This is a genomic window from Mycolicibacterium chitae, from assembly GCF_900637205.1.
Taxonomy (GTDB): domain Bacteria; phylum Actinomycetota; class Actinomycetes; order Mycobacteriales; family Mycobacteriaceae; genus Mycobacterium; species Mycobacterium chitae.
On the sequence record NZ_LR134355.1, the window covers coordinates 5,219,786 to 5,245,541 of the forward strand.

24 protein-coding genes are annotated in these 25,756 nt (G+C 69.1%); 15 read left to right on the forward strand and 9 right to left on the reverse strand.

The window, feature by feature from the left end:
• Positions 1–61: 61 nt before the first annotated feature.
• The 4 genes from EL338_RS24840 (at position 62) to lipP1 (ending at position 4,285) form a co-directional block, all read left to right on the forward strand.
• The gene (locus EL338_RS24840) at positions 62–1,255 is read left to right on the forward strand and encodes an acyl-CoA dehydrogenase family protein (protein WP_126336210.1); all 1,194 of its coding nucleotides are present in this window, start codon (positions 62–64) and stop codon (positions 1,253–1,255) included.
• A gap of 10 nt (positions 1,256–1,265) precedes the next feature.
• A complete protein-coding gene (gene bphC, locus EL338_RS24845; protein ID WP_163791929.1) occupies positions 1,266–2,177 on the forward strand; it encodes a biphenyl-2,3-diol 1,2-dioxygenase in 912 nt (303 codons plus the stop codon).
• Between the two features lie 273 nt (positions 2,178–2,450).
• Complete coding sequence (locus EL338_RS24850; RefSeq protein ID WP_163791931.1) at positions 2,451–3,341, forward strand: IclR family transcriptional regulator; 891 nt, start codon at positions 2,451–2,453, stop codon at positions 3,339–3,341.
• Positions 3,338–4,285: a LipP1 family hormone-sensitive lipase gene (gene lipP1, locus EL338_RS24855; protein WP_126336213.1), complete on the forward strand. Its 948-nt coding sequence runs from the start codon at positions 3,338–3,340 to the stop codon at positions 4,283–4,285. The genes EL338_RS24850 and lipP1 overlap by 4 nt, the downstream gene beginning before the upstream one ends.
• Here the strand turns inward: lipP1 and EL338_RS24860 are convergent.
• Positions 4,275–5,501 carry an NADH:flavin oxidoreductase gene (locus tag EL338_RS24860; RefSeq protein ID WP_126336215.1) on the reverse strand — a complete coding sequence of 409 codons (1,227 nt, stop codon included), beginning with the start codon at positions 5,499–5,501 and terminating at the stop codon, positions 4,275–4,277. The two genes, lipP1 and EL338_RS24860, sit on opposite strands and share 11 nt — an antisense overlap.
• A 100-nt stretch (positions 5,502–5,601) precedes the next feature.
• On the opposite strand from EL338_RS24860, the gene EL338_RS24865 reads away from it, so the two are divergent.
• Positions 5,602–5,955, forward strand: coding sequence for a hypothetical protein (locus EL338_RS24865; RefSeq protein WP_126336216.1), 354 nt, complete (start codon positions 5,602–5,604; stop codon positions 5,953–5,955).
• On the forward strand, positions 5,948–6,571 hold the full coding sequence (locus tag EL338_RS24870; protein ID WP_126336217.1) for a Dabb family protein: 624 nt from the start codon (positions 5,948–5,950) through the stop codon (positions 6,569–6,571). Before EL338_RS24865 ends, EL338_RS24870 begins: the two co-directional genes overlap by 8 nt.
• A 3-nt stretch (positions 6,572–6,574) precedes the next feature.
• On the opposite strand, the gene EL338_RS24875 is transcribed toward EL338_RS24870, so the two are convergent.
• Positions 6,575–7,462, reverse strand: coding sequence for an SDR family NAD(P)-dependent oxidoreductase (locus EL338_RS24875; RefSeq protein ID WP_126336219.1), 888 nt, complete (start codon positions 7,460–7,462; stop codon positions 6,575–6,577).
• Positions 7,459–9,378 carry a flavin-containing monooxygenase gene (locus tag EL338_RS24880; RefSeq protein WP_126336220.1) on the reverse strand — a complete coding sequence of 640 codons (1,920 nt, stop codon included), beginning with the start codon at positions 9,376–9,378 and terminating at the stop codon, positions 7,459–7,461. Before EL338_RS24880 ends, EL338_RS24875 begins: the two co-directional genes overlap by 4 nt.
• Before the next feature lie 119 nt (positions 9,379–9,497).
• Between EL338_RS24880 and EL338_RS24885 the strand changes: the two genes are divergently transcribed.
• From EL338_RS24885 to EL338_RS24905, 5 genes are all read left to right on the forward strand, one after another.
• Positions 9,498–11,060, forward strand: a complete 1,563-nt coding sequence (locus tag EL338_RS24885; protein WP_163791933.1) for an acyl-CoA synthetase — start codon at positions 9,498–9,500, stop codon at positions 11,058–11,060.
• A gap of 108 nt (positions 11,061–11,168) precedes the next feature.
• Complete coding sequence (locus tag EL338_RS24890) at positions 11,169–11,651, forward strand: nuclear transport factor 2 family protein (protein ID WP_126336222.1); 483 nt, start codon at positions 11,169–11,171, stop codon at positions 11,649–11,651.
• A gap of 1 nt (position 11,652) precedes the next feature.
• Positions 11,653–12,525, forward strand: coding sequence for an SDR family NAD(P)-dependent oxidoreductase (locus EL338_RS24895; RefSeq protein ID WP_126336224.1), 873 nt, complete (start codon positions 11,653–11,655; stop codon positions 12,523–12,525).
• Positions 12,525–13,484, forward strand: coding sequence for an alpha/beta hydrolase (locus tag EL338_RS24900; RefSeq protein ID WP_126336225.1), 960 nt, complete (start codon positions 12,525–12,527; stop codon positions 13,482–13,484). The genes EL338_RS24895 and EL338_RS24900 overlap by 1 nt, the downstream gene beginning before the upstream one ends.
• Positions 13,485–13,603: 119 nt before the next feature.
• Complete coding sequence (locus EL338_RS24905) at positions 13,604–14,680, forward strand: hypothetical protein (RefSeq protein WP_126336227.1); 1,077 nt, start codon at positions 13,604–13,606, stop codon at positions 14,678–14,680.
• A 67-nt stretch (positions 14,681–14,747) separates the two neighbouring features.
• On the opposite strand, the gene EL338_RS24910 is transcribed toward EL338_RS24905, so the two are convergent.
• Together EL338_RS24910 and EL338_RS24915 are read right to left on the reverse strand one after the other, a co-directional pair.
• Entirely contained in the window at positions 14,748–15,002 is a 255-nt protein-coding gene (locus tag EL338_RS24910) for a hypothetical protein (RefSeq protein ID WP_126336229.1), read from the reverse strand.
• Complete coding sequence (locus EL338_RS24915) at positions 14,999–16,156, reverse strand: 3-ketosteroid-9-alpha-monooxygenase, oxygenase component (RefSeq protein ID WP_126336230.1); 1,158 nt, start codon at positions 16,154–16,156, stop codon at positions 14,999–15,001. The genes EL338_RS24910 and EL338_RS24915 overlap by 4 nt, the downstream gene beginning before the upstream one ends.
• 136 nt (positions 16,157–16,292) lie before the next feature.
• Between EL338_RS24915 and EL338_RS24920 the strand changes: the two genes are divergently transcribed.
• A complete protein-coding gene (locus EL338_RS24920; RefSeq protein ID WP_126336232.1) occupies positions 16,293–17,969 on the forward strand; it encodes a 3-ketosteroid-delta-1-dehydrogenase in 1,677 nt (558 codons plus the stop codon).
• 14 nt (positions 17,970–17,983) lie between these two features.
• On the opposite strand, the gene EL338_RS24925 is transcribed toward EL338_RS24920, so the two are convergent.
• Positions 17,984–18,583: a PadR family transcriptional regulator gene (locus EL338_RS24925; protein ID WP_126337126.1), complete on the reverse strand. Its 600-nt coding sequence runs from the start codon at positions 18,581–18,583 to the stop codon at positions 17,984–17,986.
• Positions 18,584–18,770: 187 nt separating this feature from the next.
• Between EL338_RS24925 and EL338_RS24930 the strand changes: the two genes are divergently transcribed.
• From EL338_RS24930 to EL338_RS24940, 3 genes are read left to right on the forward strand one after another with little or no spacing between them, the layout of a single operon-like run.
• Positions 18,771–20,312 carry an FAD-binding protein gene (locus EL338_RS24930; protein WP_126336234.1) on the forward strand — a complete coding sequence of 514 codons (1,542 nt, stop codon included), beginning with the start codon at positions 18,771–18,773 and terminating at the stop codon, positions 20,310–20,312.
• Positions 20,309–20,917, forward strand: coding sequence for a PaaI family thioesterase (locus EL338_RS24935; protein WP_126336235.1), 609 nt, complete (start codon positions 20,309–20,311; stop codon positions 20,915–20,917). The genes EL338_RS24930 and EL338_RS24935 overlap by 4 nt, the downstream gene beginning before the upstream one ends.
• Positions 20,918–20,948: 31 nt before the next feature.
• Positions 20,949–21,458 (forward strand): Rv2253/PknI dimerization domain-containing protein, encoded by a 510-nt coding sequence (locus EL338_RS24940; RefSeq protein WP_126336236.1) that lies wholly within the window; start codon positions 20,949–20,951, stop codon positions 21,456–21,458.
• 93 nt (positions 21,459–21,551) lie between these two features.
• Here the strand turns inward: EL338_RS24940 and EL338_RS24945 are convergent, their stop codons facing one another.
• From EL338_RS24945 to EL338_RS24955, 3 genes are read right to left on the reverse strand one after another with little or no spacing between them, the layout of a single operon-like run.
• Entirely contained in the window at positions 21,552–23,054 is a 1,503-nt protein-coding gene (locus EL338_RS24945; RefSeq protein ID WP_126336238.1) for an MCE family protein, read from the reverse strand.
• Positions 23,054–24,277 (reverse strand): MCE family protein, encoded by a 1,224-nt coding sequence (locus tag EL338_RS24950; RefSeq protein ID WP_126336241.1) that lies wholly within the window; start codon positions 24,275–24,277, stop codon positions 23,054–23,056. The genes EL338_RS24945 and EL338_RS24950 overlap by 1 nt, the downstream gene beginning before the upstream one ends.
• Positions 24,274–25,755, reverse strand: a complete 1,482-nt coding sequence (locus EL338_RS24955; protein ID WP_126336243.1) for an MCE family protein — start codon at positions 25,753–25,755, stop codon at positions 24,274–24,276. Before EL338_RS24955 ends, EL338_RS24950 begins: the two co-directional genes overlap by 4 nt.
• Position 25,756 lies beyond the last annotated feature (1 nt).

Sequence of the window (25,756 nt, forward strand, 5' to 3'; positions counted from 1 at the left end):
CCAGTCCGCTCAACGGGATAGGACTCCCGGAACCCGGCGCCGTGCGGCCACCATCATTGACATGACGAAACGGGTGATCGACAGCCTCGCCGAACGCGCCGACCAGTTCCGCGAGCAGGCCGAGGAGGCCGAGAAGATCGGCAAGCTGACCGACAACACGGTCAAGGCCATGAAGCACCTCGGCCACATCCGGCTGCTGCAACCCAAGGCACACGGCGGCCTCGAGGTCCACCCCCGCGAGTTCGCCGAAACCGTCATGGCCACCGCGGCGTTGGATCCGTCGGCGGGGTGGATCAACGGGGTTGTGGGCGTGCACCCCTACCAGCTGGCGTACGCCGATCCGCGGGTTGCACAGGAGATCTGGGCCGACGACGTCGACACCTGGGTGGCCTCCCCATACGCACCGCAGGGGGTGGCCGTCCCCACCGACGGCGGCTACATCTTCACCGGGCGCTGGCAATTCAGCTCGGGCACCGACCACTGCGACTGGATCATCCTGGGCGCCATGGTCGGCAGCAACGAACCCGGGGCCGAGGGCACCCCGCTGATGCCGCCGCAGATGCTGCACATGATCCTGCCCCGCAAGGACTACGAGATTGTCGAGGACTCCTGGGATGTGGTCGGCCTGCGCGGGACCGGGTCCAAGGACGTCATTGTCAACGGCGCCTTCGTTCCCGACTACCGCACCATGGACGGGATGAAGGTCATGGACGGCACCGCCCAACGCGAGGCCGGCATGACCGAGCCGCTCTATCTGATGCCGTGGTCGACGATGTTCCCGCTGGGCATCAGCTCGGCGACCATCGGCATCGCCGAGGGGGCGCTGGCCGCCGCGCTCGACTACCAGCGCCAACGGGTCAACTCCAGCGGCGTGGCGATCAAGGACGACCCGTACGTCATGTACGCCATCGGCGAGGCCGCCGCCGACATCAACGCGGCGCGCCAGGAACTGCTGGCCAACGCCGATCGCATCTTCGATCTGGTCAGCGCCGGCAAGGAGGTGTCCTTCGAGGACCGGGCGGCGGGCCGGCGCACCCAGATCCGGGCGGTGTGGCGCGCGGTCTCCGCCGTCGACGAGATCTTCGCCCGGTGTGGCGGCAACGCGGCGCGGATGGACAAGCCGCTGCAACGTTATTGGCGCGATGCGCACGTGGGCCAGGCGCACGCGATTCACGTGCCCGGCACCGTGTACCACGCATCGGCATTGAGTTCCCTCGGTGTGGACCCGCAGGGCCCGCTGCGGGCGATGATCTGAAAGGCACGCCATGACACCGTTGTTCAGCAGCCTCGGCTACGTCTCGGTTCAGACCGCCGACATCGAACGTTGGCGCCGGTTCGCCTTCGGCGTGCTCGGCTTCGCCGAGGGCAGCGGGCCCGATCCCGATGCGCTCTACCTGCGCATGGACGAGCGCGCCGCCCGCATCATCGTCACGCCCGGCGAGACCGACAAGATCGTCACCGTCGGCTGGGAGGTGCGCGACCGCGCGGCCCTGGCCGAGGTCAAGCGCGCCCTCGACGGCGCCGGCGTGGCGTTCAAGGAACTGTCGTTGGCCGAGGCCGATACCCGTCGCGTCGAGGAGGTCATCGCGTTCGAGGATCCCGCCGGGACCGCGCTGGAGGTGTTCCACGGCGCGGTGCTCGACCACAGTCCCGTCGTCACCCCGTTCGGCGCGCGGTTCGTCACCGGCGCCCAGGGTTTGGGGCATGTGGTGCTGCCGGCCCTGGACGTGAACGCGATGTTCGAGTTCTACACCGAGGTGCTGGGTTTCAGGTCCCGCGGCGCCTTCCGGGTGCCGGTGCCGCCGGAGTTCGGGCCGCTGCGGGTGCGGTTCCTCGGCATCAACGAGCGCCACCACAGCCTGGCGGTATGTCCGGCCTCGACGCTGCGCGATCCCGGCCTGGTGCACCTGATGGTGGAGGTGGATTCGCTGGATGCGGTGGGCCAGGCCCTCGACCGGGTCGCCGCGGACGGTTTCCAGCTGTCGTCCACCCTGGGCCGACACACCAACGACAAGATGGTGTCGTTCTACGTCCGCGCCCCCGGGGACTGGGACATCGAGTTCGGCACCGACGGCATGCGGGTGGACGAGAGCTTCTACACCGCGGAGGAGATCACCGCCGACAGCTACTGGGGCCATCAGTGGGTCGATGATCTGCCCGCGGCCATGCGCCCCTGATCCCCCGAGGCCATGCGCCCCTGATCCCTCGCGGCCATGCGCCCCTGATCCCCCGAGATTGCACAGGCGGCGGTCCGCGAGCAGATTTTCCCGCCCCTGACGCAATATCGATCAACTCCAGAAGCCGCGCCCGTGGACTCCACGGGCGCGGTTTTTTGGTGCGTCCGCCGGCACCGTCACGGCCCGTTGTGGCATCCGACACATATTTGTGATAGTCATATTCCTAATAGTCATATTTCGACTAGGAACTACCCGCAGTCCATGGAGGACCCCATGACCGTGACCATCGATAAGCCTGTGACCAGCGCCAACAAACCTGCCACCGAGACACCCAGCGCGGTGATCGACCGCATCTCGCTGGTCCTCGACGCTTTCGACGGCCCCGGCCGGCTCACCCTGGCTCAGGTGGTCCGCCGCACCGGGCTGCCGCGCTCGTCGGCGCACCGGATGCTCGAGCGGCTGGTGCAGCTGCGCTGGCTGCGCCGCGACGGACGCGACTACGAACTCGGTATGCGGCTGGTGGAACTGGGGTCACTGGCCGTGCATCAGGACCGGCTGCACCGGGCGGCCATCCCCAAGCTGCACGAATTGCACGCCGCCACCGGACTGGTGGTCCACCTGGCCGTGCTGGACGGCACCGACGTCGTCTACATGGAAAAGGTCGGCAACCGGATGGCCGCGGCCATCCCCACCCGCGTCGGTGGCCGCCAGCTCGCGCACTGTACGGCGGTGGGCAAGGCCATGCTGGCCCTCGCCGACGAGGACGACGTCGACGTGCTGGGGTCCGACTTCATCCCCCGGCTGACGAAGTACTCCATCTCCACCCACGTCCAGCTGCGCGCCGAACTGCTAAAGGTCCGCTCGCACGGGATCGCTTTCGACCGCGAGGAGTCGCTGCCGGGCTTCGGTTGCGTGGCCGCAGCCATCGGCGACCCGGGTGAAGCGGTGGCCGCGGTCTCGGTCTGCGGGCCCATGAACCGGATGATGTTCGACCAGCGGCTGGTCGCACCGGTCCGGATGGCCGCGATGAACATCTGGCGCGCCGTGGAGGGCGGCCCGGTGCGGGTGACGCCCACGCTGCAGCAGATGCGGCCCTTGCGCGGCGGCCCCGCGGTCCACCCGGGCATCCGGCCCGCGCACGCGACCCCCCGCAAGCTCGCATGAGCCTCGACCCGCAGATCGCTAGCATCATCGAAACACTCGACGCCGGGTTCCCGCCGGTGCACACCATGACCGGTGAACAGGCGCGGGCCGCCATCCGGTCCCGGTTCGTCGCACCGGCCGACCCCGAGCTCGTGACGCAGGTCCAGCGGCGCACGGTGCCCGGCCCCGACGGTCCGATCGAGGTCCGCATCTACCGCCCGAGCGCCGCCGACGAGCGATCGGTGCCGACCCTGGTCTACGCCCACGGCGGCGGTTGGGTGTTCTGCGACCTCGACAGCCACGACGGCCTGTGCCGGGACTTCGCCAATCGCATTCCCGCCGTGGTGGTTTCGGTCCATTACCGGCGCGCACCCGACGAGGGGCAGTGGCCCGCGGCGGCCGAGGACATGTTCGCCGCCGCCTCCTGGGCGGCCGATCACAGCACCGAACTCGGCGGGGATCCCGAGACGCTGCTGGTCGGCGGGGACAGCGCCGGCGGCAACCTGGCCGCCGTCACGGCCCTGATGGCGCGCGACCGCGGCGGGCCCGCCCTGGCCGGCCAACTGCTGCTGTACCCGGTGCTCGGCGCCGACTTCGACACGGAGTCCTACCGCGCGTTCGGCCGCGGGTACTACAACCCGCGACCGGCGCTGCAGTGGTACTGGGATCAGTACGTGCCCGACGTCGCCGACCGGACCCATCCCTACGCCTCGCCCCTGCACGCCGAGGACCTCTCCGGTCTGCCATCCACCGTCGCGATCGTGGCCGGGCACGACCCGCTGCGCGACGAGGGCCTCGCCTACGTGGCGGCGCTGCAGCGCGCCGGGATCCCCACCGTCCAGCACTATTTCGAGGGCGGCGTGCACGGTTTCATGACCATGCCCGCCTTCGACATCTGCCAGCGGGCCCGGGCTCAGGCGTGCGCCGCGGTGAACGAGATCCTGGACAAGGCCATCACGACGTAGCCGGCGCGGCGGTGATGGCCGCCGCGGCGCCGTAGCGCTGGTCGGGGTCGAGCACGCAGTGCGTGCGGCCGAACACCGTGACCATGCACTTGTTGTTGTGGTTGCAGCGGCTGCGCGCGCCGGGATCGGCCAGCATCCGGTTGACCAGATCCGGCTCGCGCAGCAGGGCCCGGCCCATCGCCGCGAAGGCGAAGCCCTCCCGCATCCCCGTCTCCAGGTGGTCGCGGTTCGTGATGCCACCCAGCAGGATGAGCTCGGTGTTGTGCATCAGCGGCACGAATTGGCGTGCCGCCGAGAGCATGTAGAGATCCTCGTACGGGTAGCTCCCCATCGCCCGCTTGCCCGCCAGGCGGACCGCCGGGCGCAGCGCCGGCGGCATCACCTTGGCAAACTCGCGGACCGGCACGTCGCCGCGGAACAGGTACATCGGTTTGTAGACCGAGGACCCCTGGGTCAGTTCGAGAGCGTCCAGGGTCGCGTCGGCGTCAAGGAGTTGCGCGGTGCGCAGTGCCTCGTCGATCCAGATGCTGCCGGGCAGGCCGTCGTCCATGTCCAGCTTGGCGATGACGGCGATGCGGTCGCCGACCACCTCGCGGACCCGCTGCGCGATCTCGCGGACGAAGCGCGACCGGTTGTCGATGTCGCCGCCGTACTCGTCGCGGCGGCGGTTGATCAGCGGACTCAGGAACGAACTCGGCAGATACAGATGGCCGAAATGCAGTTCCACGGCGTCGAATCCGGCGTCGACGGCCACCTGGGCCGCGGCGCCGAACTGATCGATGACGGCCCGGATCTCGTCGCGCCGGATCTCCCGGCAGTACGCGAACGAGGTGGGATTGACGAACCTGCTCGGCGCGACCGCGGTGACCCCGGTCAACTTCTTCTGGGCCACCACCCCGGCGTGGCCCAGCTGTGCGGAGATCGCCGCCCCGTGCTCGTGGACCGCGTCGGTGAGTCGACGCAGGCCCGGCAGCGCCTCGGCGTTCATCACGATCTGGCCGGGCGCGCTGGCCCCTTCGGGTGACACGCAGCAGTACGCGACCGTGGTCATCCCGACCCCGCCCGCGGCGAAGCTGCGATGGAAATCGATCAGGTCATCGGTGACCAACCCGTGCGGGGAGCGCCCCTCGGAGGTGGCGGCCTTGATGATCCGGTTCCGTAGCCGGACGGGCCCGAGCTGGGCGGGCGCGAACGGATCGGGGCTGCCATCGGTCATCGCCCCACCGTTCACCGGGCACGGTTCCCCGTCAACGTCGGTCTCCCGATGGTCGGGAGCGCAGTCACCTCGCCGAGGGCCCGCTGCCTAACCTCGCCGAATGGCAGAAGTGTTCGTCCTGGACCGGGTGCTGACCAAACCCGGGCAGGCCCGGGCGTTCGTCGACCGCTACCTCGCCGAGTACGCCCCAGGGGCCACCGAGCGCGGGATGACGTTGCAGAACGTCCTGGTCAGCCCGCCGATCTGGTTCGAGGACCAGTCGAACACGGTCACCATCACCTGGTCTCTGCCGAACCCGTTGGCGTGGTGGCAGATGACCTGGCAGGGCCGCCCGGATCCCGCGCTCGGACAGTGGTGGTCGGACGTCGACGCGCTGGTCCTCGAACGGTCCCGCACCGTGGCGTCGGCGGCCGCCGACGTCGACGCCCTCTGCGCTGTGGAGTCAGATGTTTAGCGTGACCCGCCTCCTCGACGTCGATGCGACCGACCGCGAGCGGGTGCTGGGCAGCGTGCGGGCGGCCGCCGCCCGCAGCGGCGCGCAACGCCGGCTGGCCGAGCTCACCGACCCCGGGTCGCGCAACGGCGGGGACATCCTGCTCCACCTGCGCTTCGCCGAGCAATCCGACTGGCGCACGGCCGAATCGGAGATCGCCGCGACGCTCTCGGATCCGGCGATCACCCGGATCAACGGGGCGACCTACCGTGGGGAACCGACCCGAGCCGACGGGCCCGCCACGGTGTACCGCACGCTGCTGCTGCGGGTACCACCCGACACGCCGGCGGAGCAGCTGGCCCGGTTCGAGGCCGAACTGCGGTCAATGCCGCGGTACGTCAACACCATTGGGTCCTGGCAGCTGAGTCGCGTCGAGCACGCCATCGGCACGTCGGACTGGACCCACGTCTTCGAGCAGGAGTTCACCGACACCGCGGGGCTGATGGGGCCGTACCTGATGCATCCGATCCACTGGGCCGTGGTCGACCGCTGGTTCGATCCGGAAACCACCGACGTGATCATCCGGGATCGGGTGTGCCACAGCTTCTGCGCGATGGACCGCCCCGTACTGTCCTGAGGGCTAGAGGCCGGCCGGCAGGATGTTCGGGTTCGCGGTGGCCGGCGGTTCCAGCGGCGGCAATACCGTGGCGCCGTCGAGGCTGTGTACCGGCAATTGCTGAGACCAGGGATAGTGCAGGCTGAACGCCACCAGCCCGGTGCGCTCGGCGGCCGGCCGGTGACACATCGCGAGCACCGTCTCCGCCAGGTACTCCACCGGTTCGGTGGGAAAGGCATCCGGGATCAGGCTCGCCGCCCCGGGGGTACGCACGGCGCTGGACGGGCCGACCACGTTGACCGCGATGTTGGAATCCACCAGTTCGGCGGCGATGCCCTGGGTGAACCTGTGCAGCGCCGCCTTCATCGCGGCGTAGATCACGTCGCCCGAGGTCTTGTTGTACTCCCGGTAGGGCCGCGCCGGGGCCAGCCCCGTCACCGAGCCGATGTTGACGATCCAGCCGGCGCCCTGGCTGCGCATGTGCGGAATGGCGTTCTGGGTCAGGACAAATGGTGTGCGCACGTAGTGCTCGACGGTGCGTTCGAAGGTCTCCGGGGACATGTCCTCGATCACCGAGTAGTCGGCGTAACCGGCGTTGTTGACGAGAATGTCGAGGCGGCCGGTTTGCTCGACCACCTTGGCGATCAGAGCGGACCGCTGCTCGGCGTCCTCGAGGTCGGCCGCCAGGCCGATCGCCGTGCCGCCCGCGGCCTCGATCAACTTGATGGTCTCCCCGATGGTGCCCGGCAGCGCCTCGGCCCGTCCGGCCCGCAAGGACACGGACGGCTGGTACGACCGCGCGGTGACCACCACGGTGGCCCCCTCGGCGGCCAGGCGTTGGGCGACGGCCCGCCCGATGCCGCGGCTGCTGCCGGTGACCAATGCCGTTTTGCCGGTGAGTAATCCGCTCATCGGAGACTCAGATCTCCCTCGATCGGGGCGCGGTGGCTCTGCCAGACGTCGATCATCCGGAACGGGAACGCGGTGACGATCCGGCCGCCGCCCGAGCGGTAGTAGGTGTGCGCGGTGGGCGTGTGGCACCACACGGTGTTCGCCATGGTCTCGTCGATGTGACGGACGTACTGTTCGAAGGCCGCCGGGCGGACCTCGAGGGTGGTCGCCTCGCGTTGGGCCATCAGCGCCAAGCACTCCATCACGTAGTGCACCATCACCTCGACGCCGAAGTTGTGGCCGCCACCGTGGCCCGGGCTGTAGTTGGGGGCCGAGGAGATGAACATGTTCGGAAATCCCGGTACCAGGCCGCCCCGGTAGGCGCTGGGGCTGTCGCCCCAGAAGTCGCTGAGCCGCAGTCCATCTCGGCCCCGGATATCCACCGTCGCCAGGAAGTCCAGGTGGTAGCCGGTGGCGTAGACGATGACGTCCAGGTCGATCTGCCGGCCGTCGCGGGTGACGATGCCGCGCTCGTTGACCCGGGCCGGCTCGTCGGCCTCGACGTCGACATGCGGTTTGGCCAGGGCCGCGTAGTAGCCGCCGGGATCGCGGATGATCCGCTTGCCGTAGGGCGCGAAGTCCGGGGTGACCTTGCGCGCCAGTTCCGAACCCGCCCCGAAGACCCGGTCGATGTACTCCAGGCACATCTGCAGCAACACGTCGTTGGCGGGCGAGATCGACAGGTGCTCGGCGGCCCATTCCGGGTCCCGGACGATCACCGGATAGTTGTTGTCCGCGGTGCCCCAGAACGATTTCAGCCGCGTCCAGTTCGCGTAGAACGGGACGTGCGTGTTGAGCCAGCGGCGGTGGTCGGGGACCTCGTCGGTCAGCCGTCGCCGCGGGGCGACCCAGTGCGGTTGGCGCTGGAACACCGTCAGGTGTTCGACGTCGTCGACACAGGCGTCGACGATCTGCACGGCCGTGCACCCGGCCCCGATGATCGCCACCTTCTTACCGCGCAGGTCCAGGTTCGGGTCCCACTCGGCGGAGTGGACGCTGACCCCGGCGAAGTCCTCCCGGCCCGGCAGATCCGGCCACCGCGGGCGGTTGAGGTACCCGGCCGCCGGAATCACCACGTTGGCGTAGCTGATCTCGCGCGACTCGCCGGTGACGGTGTGCACCTGCCACTGGCTGCGCTCGTCGTCCCACCACAGCGCCTCGACCTCGGTGCCGAACCGGGTGCGCGCACGCAGATTGTTCTTGTCCGCCACCGCCTGCAGATACTTCTGGTACTCATCGCCCTGCGGGTAGTAGCTCGACCAGCCGCCGTTGATGTCGCGCGACAGCGAGTAGTAGGCCGACGGGGTGTCCACGCCGATGCCGGGGTAGACCGTGGTGTACCAGGTACCGCCCACGTCGTCGTTGCGGTCGATGATCTCGTAGTCGATACCTGCGGCCGCGCATTCCAGGGCGGCGGCCATGCCGGCCATGCCCGCGCCGACGATGACGACCTTGAAGCCGTCGGGCAGCTTCGCGTCGCGGGGCAACACCGGCTGCGACGGATGGAACCCGCCCTGCTCCAGCAGCAGACCGATGTACTCGGACCCCACCGCCGACCCCAGGGCCAGCGGGGCGATCCGGGCGAACAGGGCGGGGTCGTCGAACGCCACACCGTCCTCGGGGCGCCGCCGCTGCAGCGCCTCGACCACCGCGTCGACCAATGTCTCGAGGGTCGCGGGATCGGTGACGCCGACCTGTTCCGGCGGATTGGGCTCGAAGGTGATGCGGTCCTCGAACCGGTCGGGCACGCCCGGGTCCCCGGTGATCTGGGCCAGCACCGCCACCAGCACGCCGGCATCGGCCAGGCGCAGGTTGGCGCGCAGTTCGTCGGGGTCCAGGCCGGTGCCGTTCATGGCCACGGTCGCATCGGTGGTCATCGAATCTCCTTGCTCGCAGCGCCGAGTATGGGTCGCGTCGGGGCGCCGCGGCGGGCCTCGGTCTACTCAGCGGGACGCGGCGTCAGTGGGGCCGGCGCCCGCCGCCTACAGTCCCAGTCATGAGTGACCTGGATGCCCTGCTCGGTTCGGCGCGCAGTCACGCACTCGGCGAGATCCCACGCCGGTCGGCGCGCCGGCAGCCCGACAAGGTGGCGATCATCGACGGCGAGGTCACGTTGACCTTCGCGGAGTTCGACCGGTTGGTCGACCGTGCCGCCGCGGCGTTGCAGGACAACGGATTGGGTCCCGGCGATCGCGTCGCGCTATTGGCCCACAACTGTTGGCAGTACGCGGTGCTGGCCTTCGCGACCGCACGCGCCGCTGTCGTGCTGGTGCCGATCAACTTCATGCTCACCGCCGAGGAGATCGCCTTCATCCTCGACCACAGCAAGGTCCGCGGCTTCCTGGTCGAAGCGGACCTGACCGCCACGGCCGAGAAGGCGATGACGCTGGGCGGGGTGGTCACCGAGCGGGCCGCCATCGTGCTGTCCGGGCAGTCGCTGCCGCCGGGCTGGGCGGACTTCGCGGACTGGTTGCAGACCACGTCCGCGGCGCCCGCGCCGCCCGTCGCCGACGATCAGTTGATCCGACTGATGTACACCAGCGGCACCGAATCGCATCCCAAGGGCGCCATGCACTCCAGCCGCAGCCTGATGGGCAACTACATCAGCACCATCATCGGCGGGTCCATGGAAGCCACCGATGTCGAGGTCCACTCGCTGCCGCTGTACCACTGCGCGCAACTCGACAACTTCCTGATCACCGACATCTACCTCGGCGCGACCAGCATCATCGTGGCGCGCCCGGACCCCGAGTTGGTGCTGCGGACCATCGAAAAGTACAGCGTCACCAACTATTTCGCGCCGCCGACCGTGTGGATCTCGCTGCTGCGTTCGCCGGTGTTCGACGAGGTCGACCTGTCCAGCCTGCGCAAGGGGTACTACGGCGCCTCGGCGATGCCGGTGGAGATCCTGGCCGAAATGCGCCAACGCCTGCCCAACCTGCGGCTGTGGAACTTCTACGGCCAGACCGAGATGGCGCCCCTGGCCTCGGTGCTGGGCCCCGACGAGCAGGACTCGCACCCGGGCGCGGCGGGCCGGCCGGTGGTCAACGTCCAGACCGCGATCCTCGACGAGGACAACGTGGAGGTCGACGCCGGCGTGGTCGGCGAGATCGCCCATCGCAGCCCGCATTTGCTGCTCGGCTACCTCGATGACGAAGCCAAGACCGCCGAGGCGTTCCGCGGCGGCTGGTTCCACTCCGGCGACCTCGGCTACTACGACGAGCACGGGTTGCTGCACGTGGTGGACCGCAAGAAGGACATGATCAAGACCGGCGGCGAGAACGTCGCGAGCCGCGAGGTCGAGGAAGTCCTCTACCGGCACCCGGCCGTCGAGGAAGTCGCGGTGTTCGGGTTGCCGCACCCGGTGTGGGTGGAAGCGGTCGCGGCCGTCGTGGTGGTCCGCGAGGGATGCGAGATCACCGAGGACGCCCTGCTGAGCCACTGCCGGGAGCACCTCGCCGGGTTCAAGACCCCCAAGCAGTTGTTCTTCGTGGACGCACTGCCCAAGAATCCCAGCGGCAAGCTGCTCAAGCGCGTCCTGCGCGACCGTTTCCAGTGATTTCGGTGCGCGTGGTTGCGGCCATCGCAACCACGCGCACCGAAATCGCTCCCACTGACCGGTAATCGTCATGTCCGCGGGCGCCGATCGCCGGTTGACTCGGTCAGCATGACCACCGCGATCACGCTGCCCGAGATCCAGGAGTTCATCGCCAGGTTCTGGTACCACTACGACCAAGGCCAGTTCGATGTGCTCGCCACCTACGTCGCCGACGAGATGCAGTACCTGAGCCGATCGGACTCCGGCAACTGCCCGTTCGAGGAACTGCTGGCCGCCGAGTTGCACGGCGGCCCCGCGACGTTGGCGTGGCTGAGCCAGCACCGCGACGAGAACCCCTACCCGCTGCGCCATCACGCCACCAACATCTTCCGCACCGGGGGCGACGGTGACCTCACCAGCGCCCGCTTCTACCTGTACGTCAACCAGGTCACCAACAACGTGCCCTTCGACGTGTCCTCCGGTGTGGTCGACGTCGACATCCGCCGCGACGGCGACCGGCTGGTGCTGACCTCGATGACCGTGGTGCTCGACGCGGAGGACTCGATCCCGTTCGCCGAGCACCGCGCCAAGTCGACCGCAACCAGCGCCTGACGTGAACGCGCGCGAGACCTTTGGCGGCGGCGTCGCGGTCATCACCGGCGCGGGTGCCGGGATCGGCGCGGGCCTGGCGCGCCACGCGCATCGGCTGGGTATGTCGCTGGTGCTGGCCGACGTCGACGCCGCGGCCATCGCGACGCTGCGCGAGCAGTTGGTCGCCGACGGCGGCTCCGCGGTCGACGTGGTGTGCGACGTTCGGGACCCCGACGCCGTCGCGGAGCTCGCCGAACGCACGTACCGCGACGTGGGCCCGGTTCGCCTGCTGGTCAACAACGCCGGTATCGAACAGTTCGGTTATCTGTGGGACACCCCGGTGGCCAACTGGAACCGGGTGATGGACATCAACGTCAGCGGTGTGTTCCACGGCGTGCGCGCGTTTTTGCCCCGGATGATCGCGCAGCCGGACCCGGCGTGGGTCTGGAACCTGTCGTCGATCGGTGGGGTGGCCGCAGTCCCGCTGCAGGCGCCGTACATCATCAGCAAGCACGCGGTGCTGGCGCTGACCGAATGTCTGCGCCTGGAAGTGCAATTGGCCGGGCATGACCACATCCAGGTGCAGGCCGTGCTGCCCGGGGCGGTGAAGTCCAACATCTTCGAGGCCGCCGGCGGGGTCGAGAACACCCGGGCCGGAACTGATGTCGAGGCCGCCGAGTCCCAACGCGCCGCGATGCTCGACATCAAGGCCGGCGCCATGGACCCGGTGGAGGCCGCCGAGGTGGTCTTCGATCAGTCCGCCCGGGGTGAGTTCTATCTGCTGACGCAGCCCGACTATGTGGGCTCCGCGATGGTCGAGCGCGCCCAGGTGCTGACCACCCGCGTGCCGCCGCAGCTACGGACCAAACCGCGCTTCGACGCGACGAAGCACTGATGACGCCCACCCACCGACCCGAACTGGACCCCGACGCCGCGGCTCGCATCGCGAGCTTCGGCACACCGGCACCGATGCGCGAACGCGGTCTGGCCGCGGTGCGGGAGACGCTCGAATCCGCCCCACCCCCGGCCGACATGCCCGCCATGGCCGAGATCCTCGAAACCACGGTGCGTGGCCCGAAATCCTCGGTCCCCGTGCGGATCTACCGCCCGGGGCCAGACGCGGACGGCCCGCCGCCGGTCGTCGTGCATCTGCACGGTGGGGGCCTGGTGATGGGCTCGCTGCGGTCGTTCGAACCGATGGCACGGGCGTTGGCGGCCGCCAGCGGCGCCGTGGTGGTGGCGGTGGGCTATCGCTTGGCCCCCGAGCATCCGCCACCGGCACAGTTCGAGGACGCCTGGGCGGTCACCAATTGGGTTGCCGCCGAGTCCGACAGCTTCGGTTGGGACCGCTCGCGGCTGGTGGTCGCCGGCGACAGCGCCGGCGGCGGGCTGGCGGCCGCAGTGGCGTTGGTGGCGCGCGATGCCGGCGGCCCGGACATCTTCGGGCAGGTGCTGCTGTACCCCGGCGTCGACCGCGACATGGCCGCGCACTCGATCGTCTCGCAACCGGACGCGCCGTTGCTGGCCCACGACGACATCCTCTACATGCACGAACTGGCGGATCGAGGTGCCGGCGACCCCCACGACATCCGGCGCGTCCCGGCCTACGCCGCCGACCTACGCGGCCTGCCGCCGGCCATCGTCGTCACCGCCGAGTTGGACCCGATCTCCGACTGGGGCGAGCGGTATGCCCACCGACTCCGGGATGCGGGCGTGCAGACCACCCTCACCCGATACCCCGGCATCTACCACGGCTTCCTGATGCGGTCGGAGACGACGGCGCGCGGGCGCCTCGCGATGGCCGAGACCGGCGCGCTGCTGCGCGCAAAGTTCGCCAATCCGTTGCGCTTCTAGCCTATTTCTGCTGTCCCGATGGCTGGACACCTTGGCCTCGGGCGTCGCGGAGACCGCACACAATCGACACCAGACCCGGCGTGCATCCACGCCCGAGAACCGAGGATAGGAGCCCCACGATGCTCACTGAAGAACGGCGGATGGAGCTGTCCGACATCCTTCGCCCGGCCGCGCCACCGCGCGAGGTCGACAACGTCTACACCGACGACCAGCGCGATCGTCTGTTGGACGTGGTGCGCAAGGATGCGCCCTGGAGCCTGATCATCGCTCAGCACTTCGCCTCGGCCGAGGAGCTGATGGCCACCATGAGCGGCGCCTTCCCGGAGGGTTTCGAACCCACCCTGGATCTGTTCCTCACGCCCACGTTCCGCGGTCATCTGGCCAACCACGGCACCGTGCTCTATCCCGAGTTGCACGACTGCTTCTACAACGCGAAGTTCCTTGACGCCGCCAAGTCGTACTGGAACGCCGAGTACGCGAAGCCCCAGATGATGTTGTTCAACATCAACGGCCCGTGCGCCAATCGCGATCCGGGACACCTCGATTCGCCGAGTTTTCGCGGGGTGCGCTACGAGAACGCGCCCACCTGGCTGGTCAGCGTCATGGGCAAGTCGGGCCTATTCACCGACTACCTGATCAAGATGGCCCAGGTCATCACCTGGTTCTCCCACGATGAGGGCAGCGGATTCACCTACTGGCCCGACGGCCCGATGAAGGCACCGAAACGTGTTCAGCCGCCGGTCTATAACCGTGGCGTGGTCGTGCAGAACGAGATGCTGGTGCACCGCGGCGAGGCCAACGGCCCACTGGACCAACAGGTCCCGGCCGGCCTGGCGTTCGATACCGTCTTCGCCGGCGATCCAACCTCCCGCGACCACTGGGTACTCCGCAACGGCGACGACGTCATCGCCCGGCACCACACCGATGAACTGCGCTTCCTGGTGCACTGGTCCGCCGAGGTCTTCGAGGACTACGACGAGCTCAAGAAGAACATGGACCACTCCGACGACCTGTCGATCGACAAGGCCATCGACATGATGGTCGACGATCTGGGCAAGCGGGGCATCAAGCTCGATATCCCGAGCGCCCCGTTGCACGATCCGGAGTTCATCGGCGCGCTCAACGCCGGCTACGACTTCGGTGGCCCCGCAAGCTACCCAGACGAAGCGCCGCTGAGCGCGTTCCAGCTGGCCTGACGCTCCGCCATAAAGTATGGCCCCGGCACCCGAAAGGGTGCCGGGGCCATACTTATTGGTCGAACAGTCAGGACGGATCGTCGACGATGGCAAGTTCGCCGTCGCGGACCGCCGCCTCGATGGAGGAGCGCAGGTTCGCGCACAGGGTGAACTGCCCGCGCCCCCTCCGACGCTCCACGCAGGTGAGCATCGCGTCGCGGTTCCACTGCACGCTGGTCTGTTCCCAGCTGCTCTTGCGGACCAACACCTGGGCCCCGCACGACCCGCAGCCGACCGGCCGCATCGGCGCATCGGCGAGCCGGACGTCGGGCCGCACGGTCATGTGGTCAGACCCACCAGGCGCGGCAGCCGGTTGTTCGCCAGGTTGTCCTCGACTTCCTTCATCCACGCCTCGCGCGGACGGGTGGTGTCGATCTCGAATTCGAAACGGTCCACCATGTCGGGTGTGACATCGGCGGCGTCGACGTAGAACTGCTCGTACCACCGGCGCACCTGGTACACCGGCCCGTCCTCTTCGCACAGCAGCGGATTGTCGATGCGTGCCTTGCGACGCCAGATGGCGACGTCCTGCTCGAAGCCCATCTTCACGAAATCGCCCAGGGCAACGGCCATCTGCATCGCGAGGTCCTCGGGTACTGCATCGGACTTCTCGACCGTGATCCCGTACTGCAGCACGAACGAGTTCTCGTCGATCGGATAGTGGCAGTTCAGCAGAACGGTGCTTTGGTCGCCGTGTTCGTAGTGGTACGTGAGCTCGTCGATCATGAACGAGGGTCCGTAATAGGACGCCACCGACGTCGTGCCCAGGATCGCCGCGCCCTCACCCGAACCGAGATCCGGCCGGGCCTCGCTCTTGTAGTACTGCGTGGCGACGTGGCCTTCGAAGATGTTCTTGAATCCCGTCGGCAGCCCGCCGTGGATGTAGAAGAAGTGCGCCATGTCCACGATGTTGTCGATGATCTCGCGGCAGTTGGTCTCGACAACCGTGGTGTACCAATGCCAGTCGGTCCACTTGTCCGTACCGACGCCCTCGATGGTGGGGATCGTCACGTCGGCCGGCGGCGCCTTCTTCTCCGGGTCGTTCCAGACGAACAACATGCCGTCCTGCTCCATGGTCGGCCAGGTCGCCGTCCGCGCGAGCTTGGGCACCCGCCGGCTGTAGGGCACCTGTTTGCAGCGGCCGTCGCCGCCCCAGCGCCAATCATGGAACGGGCACGCGATCTCGTTGCCCTTCACTTCCCCGTCGGACAGATCGCCACCCATGTGCCGGCAGTAGGCGTCCAGCACGTTGAGCTTGCCGTCGGCACCCCGGAACACCACCAGTTTTCCGCCAAAGGCATTGATCGAGTGCGGTTTCCCGTCGCCGAGGTCGCGGGTCAGGCCCAGGCAGTGCCAGCCACGGGCGAATCGGGCCGGCGCGGCCTGGGCCTCGATCTGACGCACCTCATCGACGCCGTCGGGCTGCAACGATGTCATTTCCTCTGCCATCCTCGCTGTTGAAAGCTTGCAGTTCACCCCGTTGTAGCACCGCAAACACCCGGTAGGGGGCGTGGTGTTCCACTGACCGGGCCAAGCGGACCCACACCGGCCGCCGCGAGCCGAGAATCGCTCGGTGACTGATCCCCAGACCCTCGCGGTCGATCTCCTGGTTGTCGGCTCGGGCACCGGCATGGCCGCGGCGTTGGCCGCCCACGAGCTCGGCTTGTCCACGCTGATCGTCGAGAAGACCGCCTATGTCGGCGGTTCCACCGCGCGGTCCGGCGGCGCGTTCTGGATGCCGGCCAACCCGATCCTGATCGAGGCCGGCTCCGACGACACGATGGCGGCCGGTCGCACCTACCTGGAATCGGTGATCGGCGACGCCGCACCGGCCGACCGGGCGCGGGCCTTCCTGGATCACGGGGCGGCGACGGTCGAGATGCTGCGCCGCACCACACCGATGAAATTCCAGTGGGCCAAGGACTATTCGGATTACCACCCGGAACTGCCCGGCGGCAGCGCCGTCGGACGGACCTGTGAATGCCGACCGTTCAACACCGCGATGCTGGGCTCCGAGTTGCGCCGACTGCGGCCCGGGGTGATGAAGTCGTCGTTCCCGATGCCGGTCACCGGCGCCGACTACCGTTGGCTGAACCTGATGGCACGGGTACCCCGCAAGGCGGTCCCCCGCATCCTGCGCCGGGCCGTGCAGGGTATCGGCGGCCTGGCGTTGCGACGCCGCTACGCGGCCGGCGGTCAGGCCCTGGCCGCGGGCATGTTTGCCGGTGTCGTGCAGGCCGGCATCCCGGTGTGGACGCAGACCCCGCTGGTGCGGCTGCTCATCGACGGTGACCGGGTGCACGGCGCCGTGGTGGAACGCGACGGCACCGAGGTCACGATCACCGCCCGCCGCGGCGTGGTGCTCGCGACCGGCGGCTTTGACCACCGGATGGACTGGCGGCAGAAGTTCCAGTCCGAATCACTGCGCGCAGACCTGAGTTTGGGCGCCGAGGGCAACACCGGCGACGGTATTCGCGCGGCGCAGGATCTCGGCGCGGGCATCGGCCTGATGGACCAGGCCTGGTGGTTCCCCGCGTTCGCGCCGCTGCCCGACGGCGAGCCGACCGTCATGCTCGCCGAACGATCGCTACCCGGCTGCCTGCTGGTCGATCAGACCGGAAACCGGTTCATCAACGAGGCCACCGACTACATGACGTTCGGCCAGCAGGTTCTGCAGCGGGAACGCGACGGCAACCCGGTCGAGGTCATGTGGATGGTGTTCGACCAGCAGTACCGCAACAGCTATCTGCTTGCGGCCGAACTGTTTCCGCGCATGCCGATCCCCAAGACCTGGTACGACGCCGGCATCGCCCATCGCAGCGACGACGTCGCCGGCCTGGCCCGCTCGGTCGGCGTCGACGAGGCGGCGCTGGCCGCCACCCTGGACCGCTTCAACCAGCTGGCCCGCACCGGCAAGGACACCGATTTCGGCCGGGGCGACAGCGCCTACGACCGCTACTACGGCGATCCCACCCGCACGCCGAACCCGAACCTGCGGCCGCTCGAGGACGGTCCGTTCTATGCGGTCAAGGTCGTGCTCAGCGACCTGGGGACCTGCGGCGGGGTCCGGGCGGACACTCACGGCCGGGTGCTGCGCGAGGACGGCGCGGCCATCGACGGTCTGTACGCGATCGGCAACACCGCGGCCAACACGTTCGGGGCCAGCTACCCGGGGGCGGGGGCGACCATCGGCCAGGGCCTGGTGTTCGGCTACCTCGCCGCGCGCCACGCCGCGGGCCGGACCGACTGATCACGCGGGGCGGCTCAGCCCTGGTCTTTCTCCGCGGCGATCCGCCGTTCCACCTCGTACCAGTACTCCCGGACCGGGAACTGCGCACCGGCCTCACCGGCCTCGGTGAACGTCTCCTCGGCGGCGTCGAGGTCCTTGATCAGCTGTAGCGCCAGTTCCCGCTCGGCCCCGTAGTAGCGCTCGGACCACTGCAGCGCCAGCCGCGCGTAGGACCAGGTGGGCTGCTCGTCGGTGCCGCGCACCTCGGCGGCGGCCTCGCGTTGCATCCGATCGGCGTATTGGGCGTGTTCGGTGAGCACTTCCTTGAGTCGGCCCGGCTCGGTGAGGTGCCCGAAGATCACCCGCAGTATCGGGTTGTGCTTCAGGGTCGGGGGCTCGACCGGTTCCTCGTTGGTCCAGCGCGTGACCGCGGCCAGCCCGGTGTCGGTGATCTTGTACATCCGCCGGCTGCGCGCGGTGGCCTCCACGCGCGAGGTCACCAGGTCGAGCTGCTCGAGCTTCTTGAGCTCGGAGTAGATCTGGCTGTAGGCCGGGCTGGAGTAGAAGAATCGGATCACCCAGTTGATCCACTTCTTGATGTCATAACCGGAGAGCTCGTCGCCGCCGGACAACATGCCCAGCAAAGCCCACCCGGTGGGCGTCAGGTTGGGCTGGTCAGCGGCGTCGTCGGGAACTTCCGGCACTGTCCAAGGCTAGCAATCTCGTCGGCAAACCCGGCGGCCCCGCTACCGCTGATCGGGACGACACGTTGCAACGACCCGGCCCATCCAGCAGATTGAGATTCGCCTAGCGAGGAGGCTCATGTACGACGCGGAGTTCGACGTGATCGTCGCCGGTTCGGGCGGCGGCTTGGCCGGTGCCTACACCGCGGCGCGCGAGGGCCTTTCGGTGCTGGTGGCCGAGGCCACCGATCAGTTCGGCGGCACCACCGCCTACTCCGGCGGGGGCGGCATGTGGTTCCCGTGCAACCCTGCGCTGACCCGCGCCGGCAGCGACGACACCATCGAGGAGGCGCTGACCTACTTCCACGCGGTGGTCGGTGACCGCACCCCGTCGGACCTGCAAGAGGCCTACGTTCGCGGCGGGGCGGGCCTCATCTCCTACCTGGAGCAGGACCCGGCCTTCGAATTCATGGCGCTGCCCTGGCCGGACTACTACGGATCGGCGCCCGGGGCCCGCAACGACGGTCTGCGGCACACCATCCCGGTGCCGCTGCCGGAGCGCGAACTCGGGCAGTACACCGGTCTGGTGCGCGGCCCGCTGGACACCGAGCGTCTCGGTGCTCCTGCCCCCGACCTGCTGGTCGGCGGCCGCGCGCTGGTCGGCCGCTTCCTGGCCGCCCTCGCCAAGCTGCCCACCGCGTTCTGCTGGCGCAACGCACCGCTGACCGAGTTGATCGTCGAGGACGGCGCGGTGGTGGGTGCCGTGATCGAGCAGGACGGCACCCCGGTGCGGGTGCACGCCCGCCGCGGGGTGCTGCTGGCCGCGGGCGGCTTCGAACAGAACGCGGCCATGCGAGCGCAGTACGCCGTGCCCGGCAGCGCCGAGGACACCATGGGCGGGCCGGGCAGCACCGGCGCCGCGCACCGCGCCGCGGTCGCCGTCGGCGCCGACACCGACCTGATGGACCAGGCGTGGTGGTCGCCGGGGATGACGCATCCCGACGGTCGGTCGGCCTTCGCGCTGTGGTTCACCGGCGGCATCTTCGTCAACCAGGACGGTCACCGGTTCGTCAACGAGTCCGCACCGTATGACCGCCTGGGCCGCGAGGTGATCCGGCAGCTGGCCGCCGGCACGACCACCCTGCCGTTCTGGATGATCTACGACGATCGGGCCGGCGCCATCCCGCCGGTGGGCGCCACCAATGTCTCGATGGTCGACGCCGACGAGTACCGCGCGGCCGGCTTGTGGCATTCCGCGGACACCCTCGACGGGCTCGCCGCGGCGATCGGCGTCCCGGCCGACAACCTCGCCGCCACCATCGAACGGTTCAACCGGCTGGCCGCCCTCGGCGCCGACGAGGACTTCGGTCGCGGCGACGAACCCTACGACCGCTCCTTCACCGACGGCGCCTCACCCCTGGTCCCGATCGATACCCCGCCGTATCACGCTGCAGCGTTCGGACTTTCGGATCTGGGCACCAAGGGCGGGCTGCGCACCGACACGCGCGGCCGGGTGCTGACGGCCGACGGCGCGGCGATCGCGGGTCTCTACGCCGCGGGCAACACCATGGCCGCCGTCAGCGGAACCGCCTACCCCGGCGGCGGCAATCCGATCGGCGCTTCGATGTTGTTCAGCCACTTCGCCGCGTTGGACATGGCGGCCGGGAGGGCCGGACCTTGACCCGCCTGACGCCGGACGAGATCGACCGCAGCGAGGCGCTGTTCGCCCCGCTGGCGCAGTCGCTGCGCGAACTCGTCGACGTCACGATCCGCAGCGAGGCCGACGACGCGGACGTGCGCCGGGCGCACGCCCTGATCGAGCAGGCCACCGAATTGTTGGGGTCGCGGCTGGCCCCGGAACCGTTCAGCATGCGCGCCACCACTGACGGCCGGACGCTGACCTGGGGCAACGTGTTGATCGGGAAGCGCAATGCGATTGCCCCTCCCCTGCTGGTGGAGCGCGATGCCGACGGCCGCGCCACCGCGGACCTGACCCTCGGGGCGCCGTACGAGGGTCCGTCCGGGCAGGTGCACGGCGGCGTGTGCGCGCTGATCCTCGACCACGTGCTCAGCGCCACCGCCCACCGCCGCGACGCACCGGCCTTCACCGGCACGCTGACGCTGCGCTATGTGGCACCCACCCCGCTGGGCCCGGTGCGCGCCGAGGCCTGGACGGACCGGGAGGAGCGCGGGAAAACCTTTGCGGTGGGCCGCCTCCTGGACGCCGACGGTGTGGTCACCGTGCAGGCCGAGGGTGTTTTCATCCGCCCCAGGGCGAAGTCATGACCGTGCGGCAACCGAAACCGAGGAGCAGGCAATGCGGCGTATCCCCACAGTTCTGACCGTCGCCACCGTCGTGGCGCTCGGCGGCATGGCGAGCAGTTCGGTTGCGGCCGCGGACAATCCGGACTGGGGCATCAACGGCACCTACGTCGCGACGTCCAACGGTGAGTGGGCCCGCAAGAACGAGGTGTTCTACGACCAGGCGAGCCTGCGCAGCACGTGGACCGTCAGCACGCAGTGCAGCTATCCGGGCGAATGCACCGGCACCGTGCACAGCGACTGGGGCTGGACCGCGCCGATCTATCAGCGCAGCGGCGTCTGGTACGTCAAGCACACCATCGAGGACTGGGTGCCCTGCCCCGACGGCAGCACCGCCCCCGGCCTGCAGACCTTCCGGTTCAAGGCGATGACGCCCGACGGGGCCAACGCCGACCCGACGTCGACGACGCTGGTCGGGGAGGACATCACCACGGGACCCAGCGGTGCGTGCGGCGTGAACAAGCCGGTGTACATCAACATGCCGTTCAAGCTCACCAAGATCTGATTCTGCTGTCATCGCCCAGAGTCGACTTGTTGACGGGGCCTCTCGGGCGATGCGTACAACAACCTGCCCCTCGGCGAGAACCGCTGGGCGAAATCAGCGCGGCATCAGGTCTTCCCAGCTCTGCGGGGCCGGTTGCACCAGGTCGGACTGGCTGAACACGCTGCCGTCCGGCGTGGCGTACTGCCCGGTCCCAGGGTTGTAGGTGGCGATCGCGACCGAGGGCCCGTCCGCTCCGTGGTGCGCGCTCGGCGTCGCGGGCAGCGCCCCGTCGGCCGGAACCGGCGTCGGCGGCGGGGTGCCCTCGGCGGGCCCGAAGATGTTCGCATCGGGGGTGACCCGGCTGTCCGGGGGTACGCCCTGGGCGATGAGGCCGGGGTCGACCGGATAGGGGCCGAGCACGTGTTGGCGCATCGCCAAGGGCTGGAAGGGCTCGTCGCTCTCGCAGATCTCCACCGTGGGTGCGCGCTTGCCCGACTGCGCCATGCACGGATAGTTGCGCGCGCCGCGCACGCCGATCGGCGAGTCCTGCGGCAGCTTGCAGTACAGCCCGTCCGGGGTGTCCACGTCGGTCAGGTCGTTCGGCGAGCGCCACTCCGACGGCGGCAGGAAGCCCACCGTGCACGCCGGCGGGTCGCCGAGGGTAACGGTGAACTCCGCCAGGGCCAGTCCGGTCGGGTTGTTCAGCGACGACCCGTAGGACTGGGTGGCGGCCAGGTAGGGCGGCAGCAGCACCAGCAACTGTTCGATCGACCGGTGGTAGGTGACGCCGATCTGCCCGACCGTCGTCAGGTTCGCCAGCAGCACCGGCAGCGTGGGTTTGACCTGGTTGAGCAGCCGCGAGGCCTCGTCGGCGGCGCCCGAACCGGAGCGCAGCACCGTCCGGACCTCCGCATCGCGCGCGTCGATCTGACCGGTGATGCCGGCCAGGCTGCGGGCCCAGGTGCGAATGTCCGCGGCACTGGCGGCCTGACCGTCGAGCAAGGGTCGGCCGTCGTCGATGAGCGTGCGGGTGCTTTCCCCGGTCGCGTTGAGGTCGGCCGCCAACCTGGCCGAGGAGTCGAACAACGAGCCCAGGTCGTGGCCGGTTCCGTTGAGCGCCTTGAAGGATTCGTCGAGCAGGCCGGTGAGCTTGCCGGTGGGAATGCTGCCGACCAGGTCGTTCATCTGGTCGAGCATGGGGCCGACGGGCTGCGGCAGCGCGGACCGGTCGGCGACGATCACCGCCCCGTCCTCCAGATAGGGACCGCTGTCGGTGCGCGGCAGCAGGTCGACGTACTGCTCGCCGACCGCGGACACGCTGAGCACCTTGGCGTCCAGGTCGGTGGGGATCTTCGGGGAGGTCTTCAGCGACATCGTCACCTCGGCCCCCTCGCGGGTCGGGCGGATGTCGGTGACCTTGCCCACCTCGATGCCCCGGTAGGTCACGTTGGAGAACTGGTAAAGGCCGCCGGTGGCGGGCGCCTGCAGGGTCACCGTGATGCGTCCGATCCCGAGCAGCACCGGGGCCTGCATGTAGACGAAAGCCATTGTGCTCAACCCGATCACGGAGGCGATCGCGAAGATGATCAACTGGGCGCGGACGAAACGCGTCAGCATCAGGGCTGCCCTCCCTCGGCTGCCGGTGCGGCTGCCGGTGCGGCTGCCGGTGCGGCTGCCGGTGCGGCTGCCGGTGCCTCGACGAGCGGCGGGATGGTCGCCACGTCCTCGGGCATCGGCGTCAGCGGCGCGTTGAGCGGGTCCCGGGTGTAGGTCGAGTACCAGGGGTCCCCGGGAGCCGGCACCAAGGAAGCGTTCGGTTCACCCCACCGCGTGCCGAGCATGAGTCCGCTCTTCAGCCGCGAGATCGTGAAGTCGAAGACGATGAACTGGTTCATGAAATCGCCGCGGATGCCGCGGTCGATGAACTCCTGGGTGTACGGGTAGGTGGGCAGATAGGCCAGCGCGGTCGCCAGATCGGGGCCCACGTCGGCCAGCGCCCGCACCGTCGGTTCGAGATTCTCCAGGTTGCGGACGATGTCGGCCTGCGAATCGGTGATGAGTTGCGTTGCGGTGTCGCTGAAGTGCCCCAGCTTCTGGAGTGCTGTGGTGATCCGCGGGCGCAGCTCGTTGAGCACCTCCAGGGCCTGGGGAATGCGGTCCAGCGCGGCGGCGAGCACTTCCCGTTCGCCGGCGAAGGTCCCGGCGAGCCGTTCCAACTCCGAGATCGAGGCGATGATGTTGTGGTGCTGGTTGTCCAGCAGGCCCACGACCTTGTTCATTCGGGTGACCAGGTCGCGGATCTGGCCCTGCCGGCCGTCCAGCGCAGCGCTGAAGTTGTCGATGATGCCGCCGATATGGGTCAGGCCGCCGCCGTTGACGACCACCGCCAGCGACGACAGCGTCTGCTCGGTGGACGGGTAGGTCGACGTCCGGTCCACCGGGATGGTGGCGCCGGCGGGCAGGCGACCGGTGGGCTCCTCCCCCACCGGCGGGTCGAGCGCAAGATGCATCGAACCCAGCAGGCTGGTCTGGCCCACGGTGGCGACCGCGTTCGCCGGGACCACCACATCGGGTCGCACCGACAGGTCCACGTGGGCGCGCCAGTCGTCCACCACCATCGTGCCGACCGCACCGACGACGACGTCGTTCACCATGACCGGCGAATTCGACTCCAGCGTACCGATATTGGCGATCTCTACCTGATAGTGCAGGGCGCCGCTGCCGGTGCCCACCGTGCCGGGCAGCGGCAACGAGTTCAGGCCGTCGAACGAGCAGCCGGAAGCCACCACGGCCAGGGCGCACGCCGCGGCCACGGCACGGGTGATCCGTCCAGTCCTCATCGGGTGCCTCCCGTCGGTGCCGGTGCTGCAGCGGGCGTCTCGGCGGGCAGCAACATCTCGGCGAGGTTCGAGGCCGCGGGCGCCGCCGGTGGCGGTGCCGGCACGCCCGGGGGGATCGGGGCGCCGGGATACAGGGCCGGCTGGCGGCCGGCGGGCAACCCGTCGGGCGCGTAGGCGCCCGGCGGTTGGGGCGGGTCGAACCAGCCCGGCGGCGGCGGTGAATCGCCGCCGGCGCCGGTGTACGCGGACGTGGCCGGGGGGATTTCGGCCGGCACCGGGGCCGGTCCCGAACCACCGGGTGCGAGAGCGGGATCAGAGTAGATCACGTTCTTGGGCGCGGGCCCCAGGTAGGCGTTGAACGGGAACGGCAGATAGTTGAAGTTCATCAGCCGCAGTGCGGGGCCCAGATATTCGGCGCAGGCCTTGGCCGATTCGGAGGCGGTGACGTTCTGCACCGCGGCAATCGACGAGCAGATCGCATGCAGGGGGTTCGCGAAGTTGTTGACCGCGAACGACCCGCGCGGCCCGCCGGAGTCCGGGTTGTAGATGTTGTAGCCGTTGACCAGCGCGTTCGGCGCGGCATGCAGGACGTTCTTGACCACCATGCTGTTGTCGGACAGCACCTGGGTCACGTTCGCCAGCCGCTGCATCTGCTCGGCGGTCTGGTCGCGCGAACCTTCGATGAACCGCTGCACCTTGCCGACGGCCTGGGAGAGTTCGGTGATCGCCGAGTCCAGATCCGAGCGGCCGCCGTCGATCACGCTGGTGACGTCGGCGAGGCGATCCTGGAACTGCACGATCTGGGTGTTGCTGTCCCGCAAGGCACTCACGAACACCTGGAGGTTCTCGATGGTCGCCACGATGTCACCGCTGCCCTCGCCGAGAATCCTTCCGACGTCGGACAGTTCGGTGATGGTCCGCCGGAACTTGTCGCCGTTGCCGGCCATCGCGTCGGCGGCGGTGTCGATGAAGCGACCCAGCGAGGTGTCCGAGACCCCGCTCTCGGGACCCAGTTCGGTGGCCAGGCGGGTCAGCTGGTCCTTGATCTGATCCCACTCGACCGGAATCGCGGTGCGGTCCTCACCGATCTCGGCGCCGTCGGCCATGACCTGGCCGCCGGCCTCCGGGCTCGAACCGTAGGCGGGGGTCAGCTGCACATAACGGGCCGACACCAGGTTGGGCGCCACGATGATCGCCTTCGCATCCGCGGGAACGGGCACGTCGCGGTCCACGTGCAGCGTCACCCGGGCCTGCGTCCCGGCGGCCTCGATGGAGTCGATGGTGCCCACCCGCACCCCGACGACGCGCACCTCGTCACCGGGATAGATGGCCGTCGCCGACTTGAAGTGGGCGACGATGGTCTTGGGACCCAGGAACTGCTGGTAGGCCAGGTATCCCACGCCTGCCACCAGCACCGCCGCCAGAGCGGAGAGCAGCAACTTCGTGGCCCGCGGACCGAGCCGCCGGTTGGCGATCATG

Coding starts and splice junctions, on each gene's coding strand:
- EL338_RS24840 (WP_126336210.1), top strand. CDS start 62: ATGACGAAACGGGTGATCGACAGCCTCGCCGAACGCGCCGACCAGTTC.
- bphC (WP_163791929.1), top strand. CDS start 1,266: ATGACACCGTTGTTCAGCAGCCTCGGCTACGTCTCGGTTCAGACCGCC.
- EL338_RS24850 (WP_163791931.1), top strand. CDS start 2,451: ATGACCGTGACCATCGATAAGCCTGTGACCAGCGCCAACAAACCTGCC.
- lipP1 (WP_126336213.1), top strand. CDS start 3,338: ATGAGCCTCGACCCGCAGATCGCTAGCATCATCGAAACACTCGACGCC.
- EL338_RS24860 (WP_126336215.1), bottom strand. CDS start 5,501: ATGACCGATGGCAGCCCCGATCCGTTCGCGCCCGCCCAGCTCGGGCCC.
- EL338_RS24865 (WP_126336216.1), top strand. CDS start 5,602: ATGGCAGAAGTGTTCGTCCTGGACCGGGTGCTGACCAAACCCGGGCAG.
- EL338_RS24870 (WP_126336217.1), top strand. CDS start 5,948: ATGTTTAGCGTGACCCGCCTCCTCGACGTCGATGCGACCGACCGCGAG.
- EL338_RS24875 (WP_126336219.1), bottom strand. CDS start 7,462: ATGAGCGGATTACTCACCGGCAAAACGGCATTGGTCACCGGCAGCAGC.
- EL338_RS24880 (WP_126336220.1), bottom strand. CDS start 9,378: ATGACCACCGATGCGACCGTGGCCATGAACGGCACCGGCCTGGACCCC.
- EL338_RS24885 (WP_163791933.1), top strand. CDS start 9,498: ATGAGTGACCTGGATGCCCTGCTCGGTTCGGCGCGCAGTCACGCACTC.
- EL338_RS24890 (WP_126336222.1), top strand. CDS start 11,169: ATGACCACCGCGATCACGCTGCCCGAGATCCAGGAGTTCATCGCCAGG.
- EL338_RS24900 (WP_126336225.1), top strand. CDS start 12,525: ATGACGCCCACCCACCGACCCGAACTGGACCCCGACGCCGCGGCTCGC.
- EL338_RS24905 (WP_126336227.1), top strand. CDS start 13,604: ATGCTCACTGAAGAACGGCGGATGGAGCTGTCCGACATCCTTCGCCCG.
- EL338_RS24910 (WP_126336229.1), bottom strand. CDS start 15,002: ATGACCGTGCGGCCCGACGTCCGGCTCGCCGATGCGCCGATGCGGCCG.
- EL338_RS24915 (WP_126336230.1), bottom strand. CDS start 16,156: ATGACATCGTTGCAGCCCGACGGCGTCGATGAGGTGCGTCAGATCGAG.
- EL338_RS24925 (WP_126337126.1), bottom strand. CDS start 18,583: ATGTTGTCCGGCGGCGACGAGCTCTCCGGTTATGACATCAAGAAGTGG.
- EL338_RS24930 (WP_126336234.1), top strand. CDS start 18,771: ATGTACGACGCGGAGTTCGACGTGATCGTCGCCGGTTCGGGCGGCGGC.
- EL338_RS24940 (WP_126336236.1), top strand. CDS start 20,949: ATGCGGCGTATCCCCACAGTTCTGACCGTCGCCACCGTCGTGGCGCTC.
- EL338_RS24945 (WP_126336238.1), bottom strand. CDS start 23,054: ATGCTGACGCGTTTCGTCCGCGCCCAGTTGATCATCTTCGCGATCGCC.
- EL338_RS24950 (WP_126336241.1), bottom strand. CDS start 24,277: ATGAGGACTGGACGGATCACCCGTGCCGTGGCCGCGGCGTGCGCCCTG.
- EL338_RS24955 (WP_126336243.1), bottom strand. CDS start 25,755: ATGATCGCCAACCGGCGGCTCGGTCCGCGGGCCACGAAGTTGCTGCTC.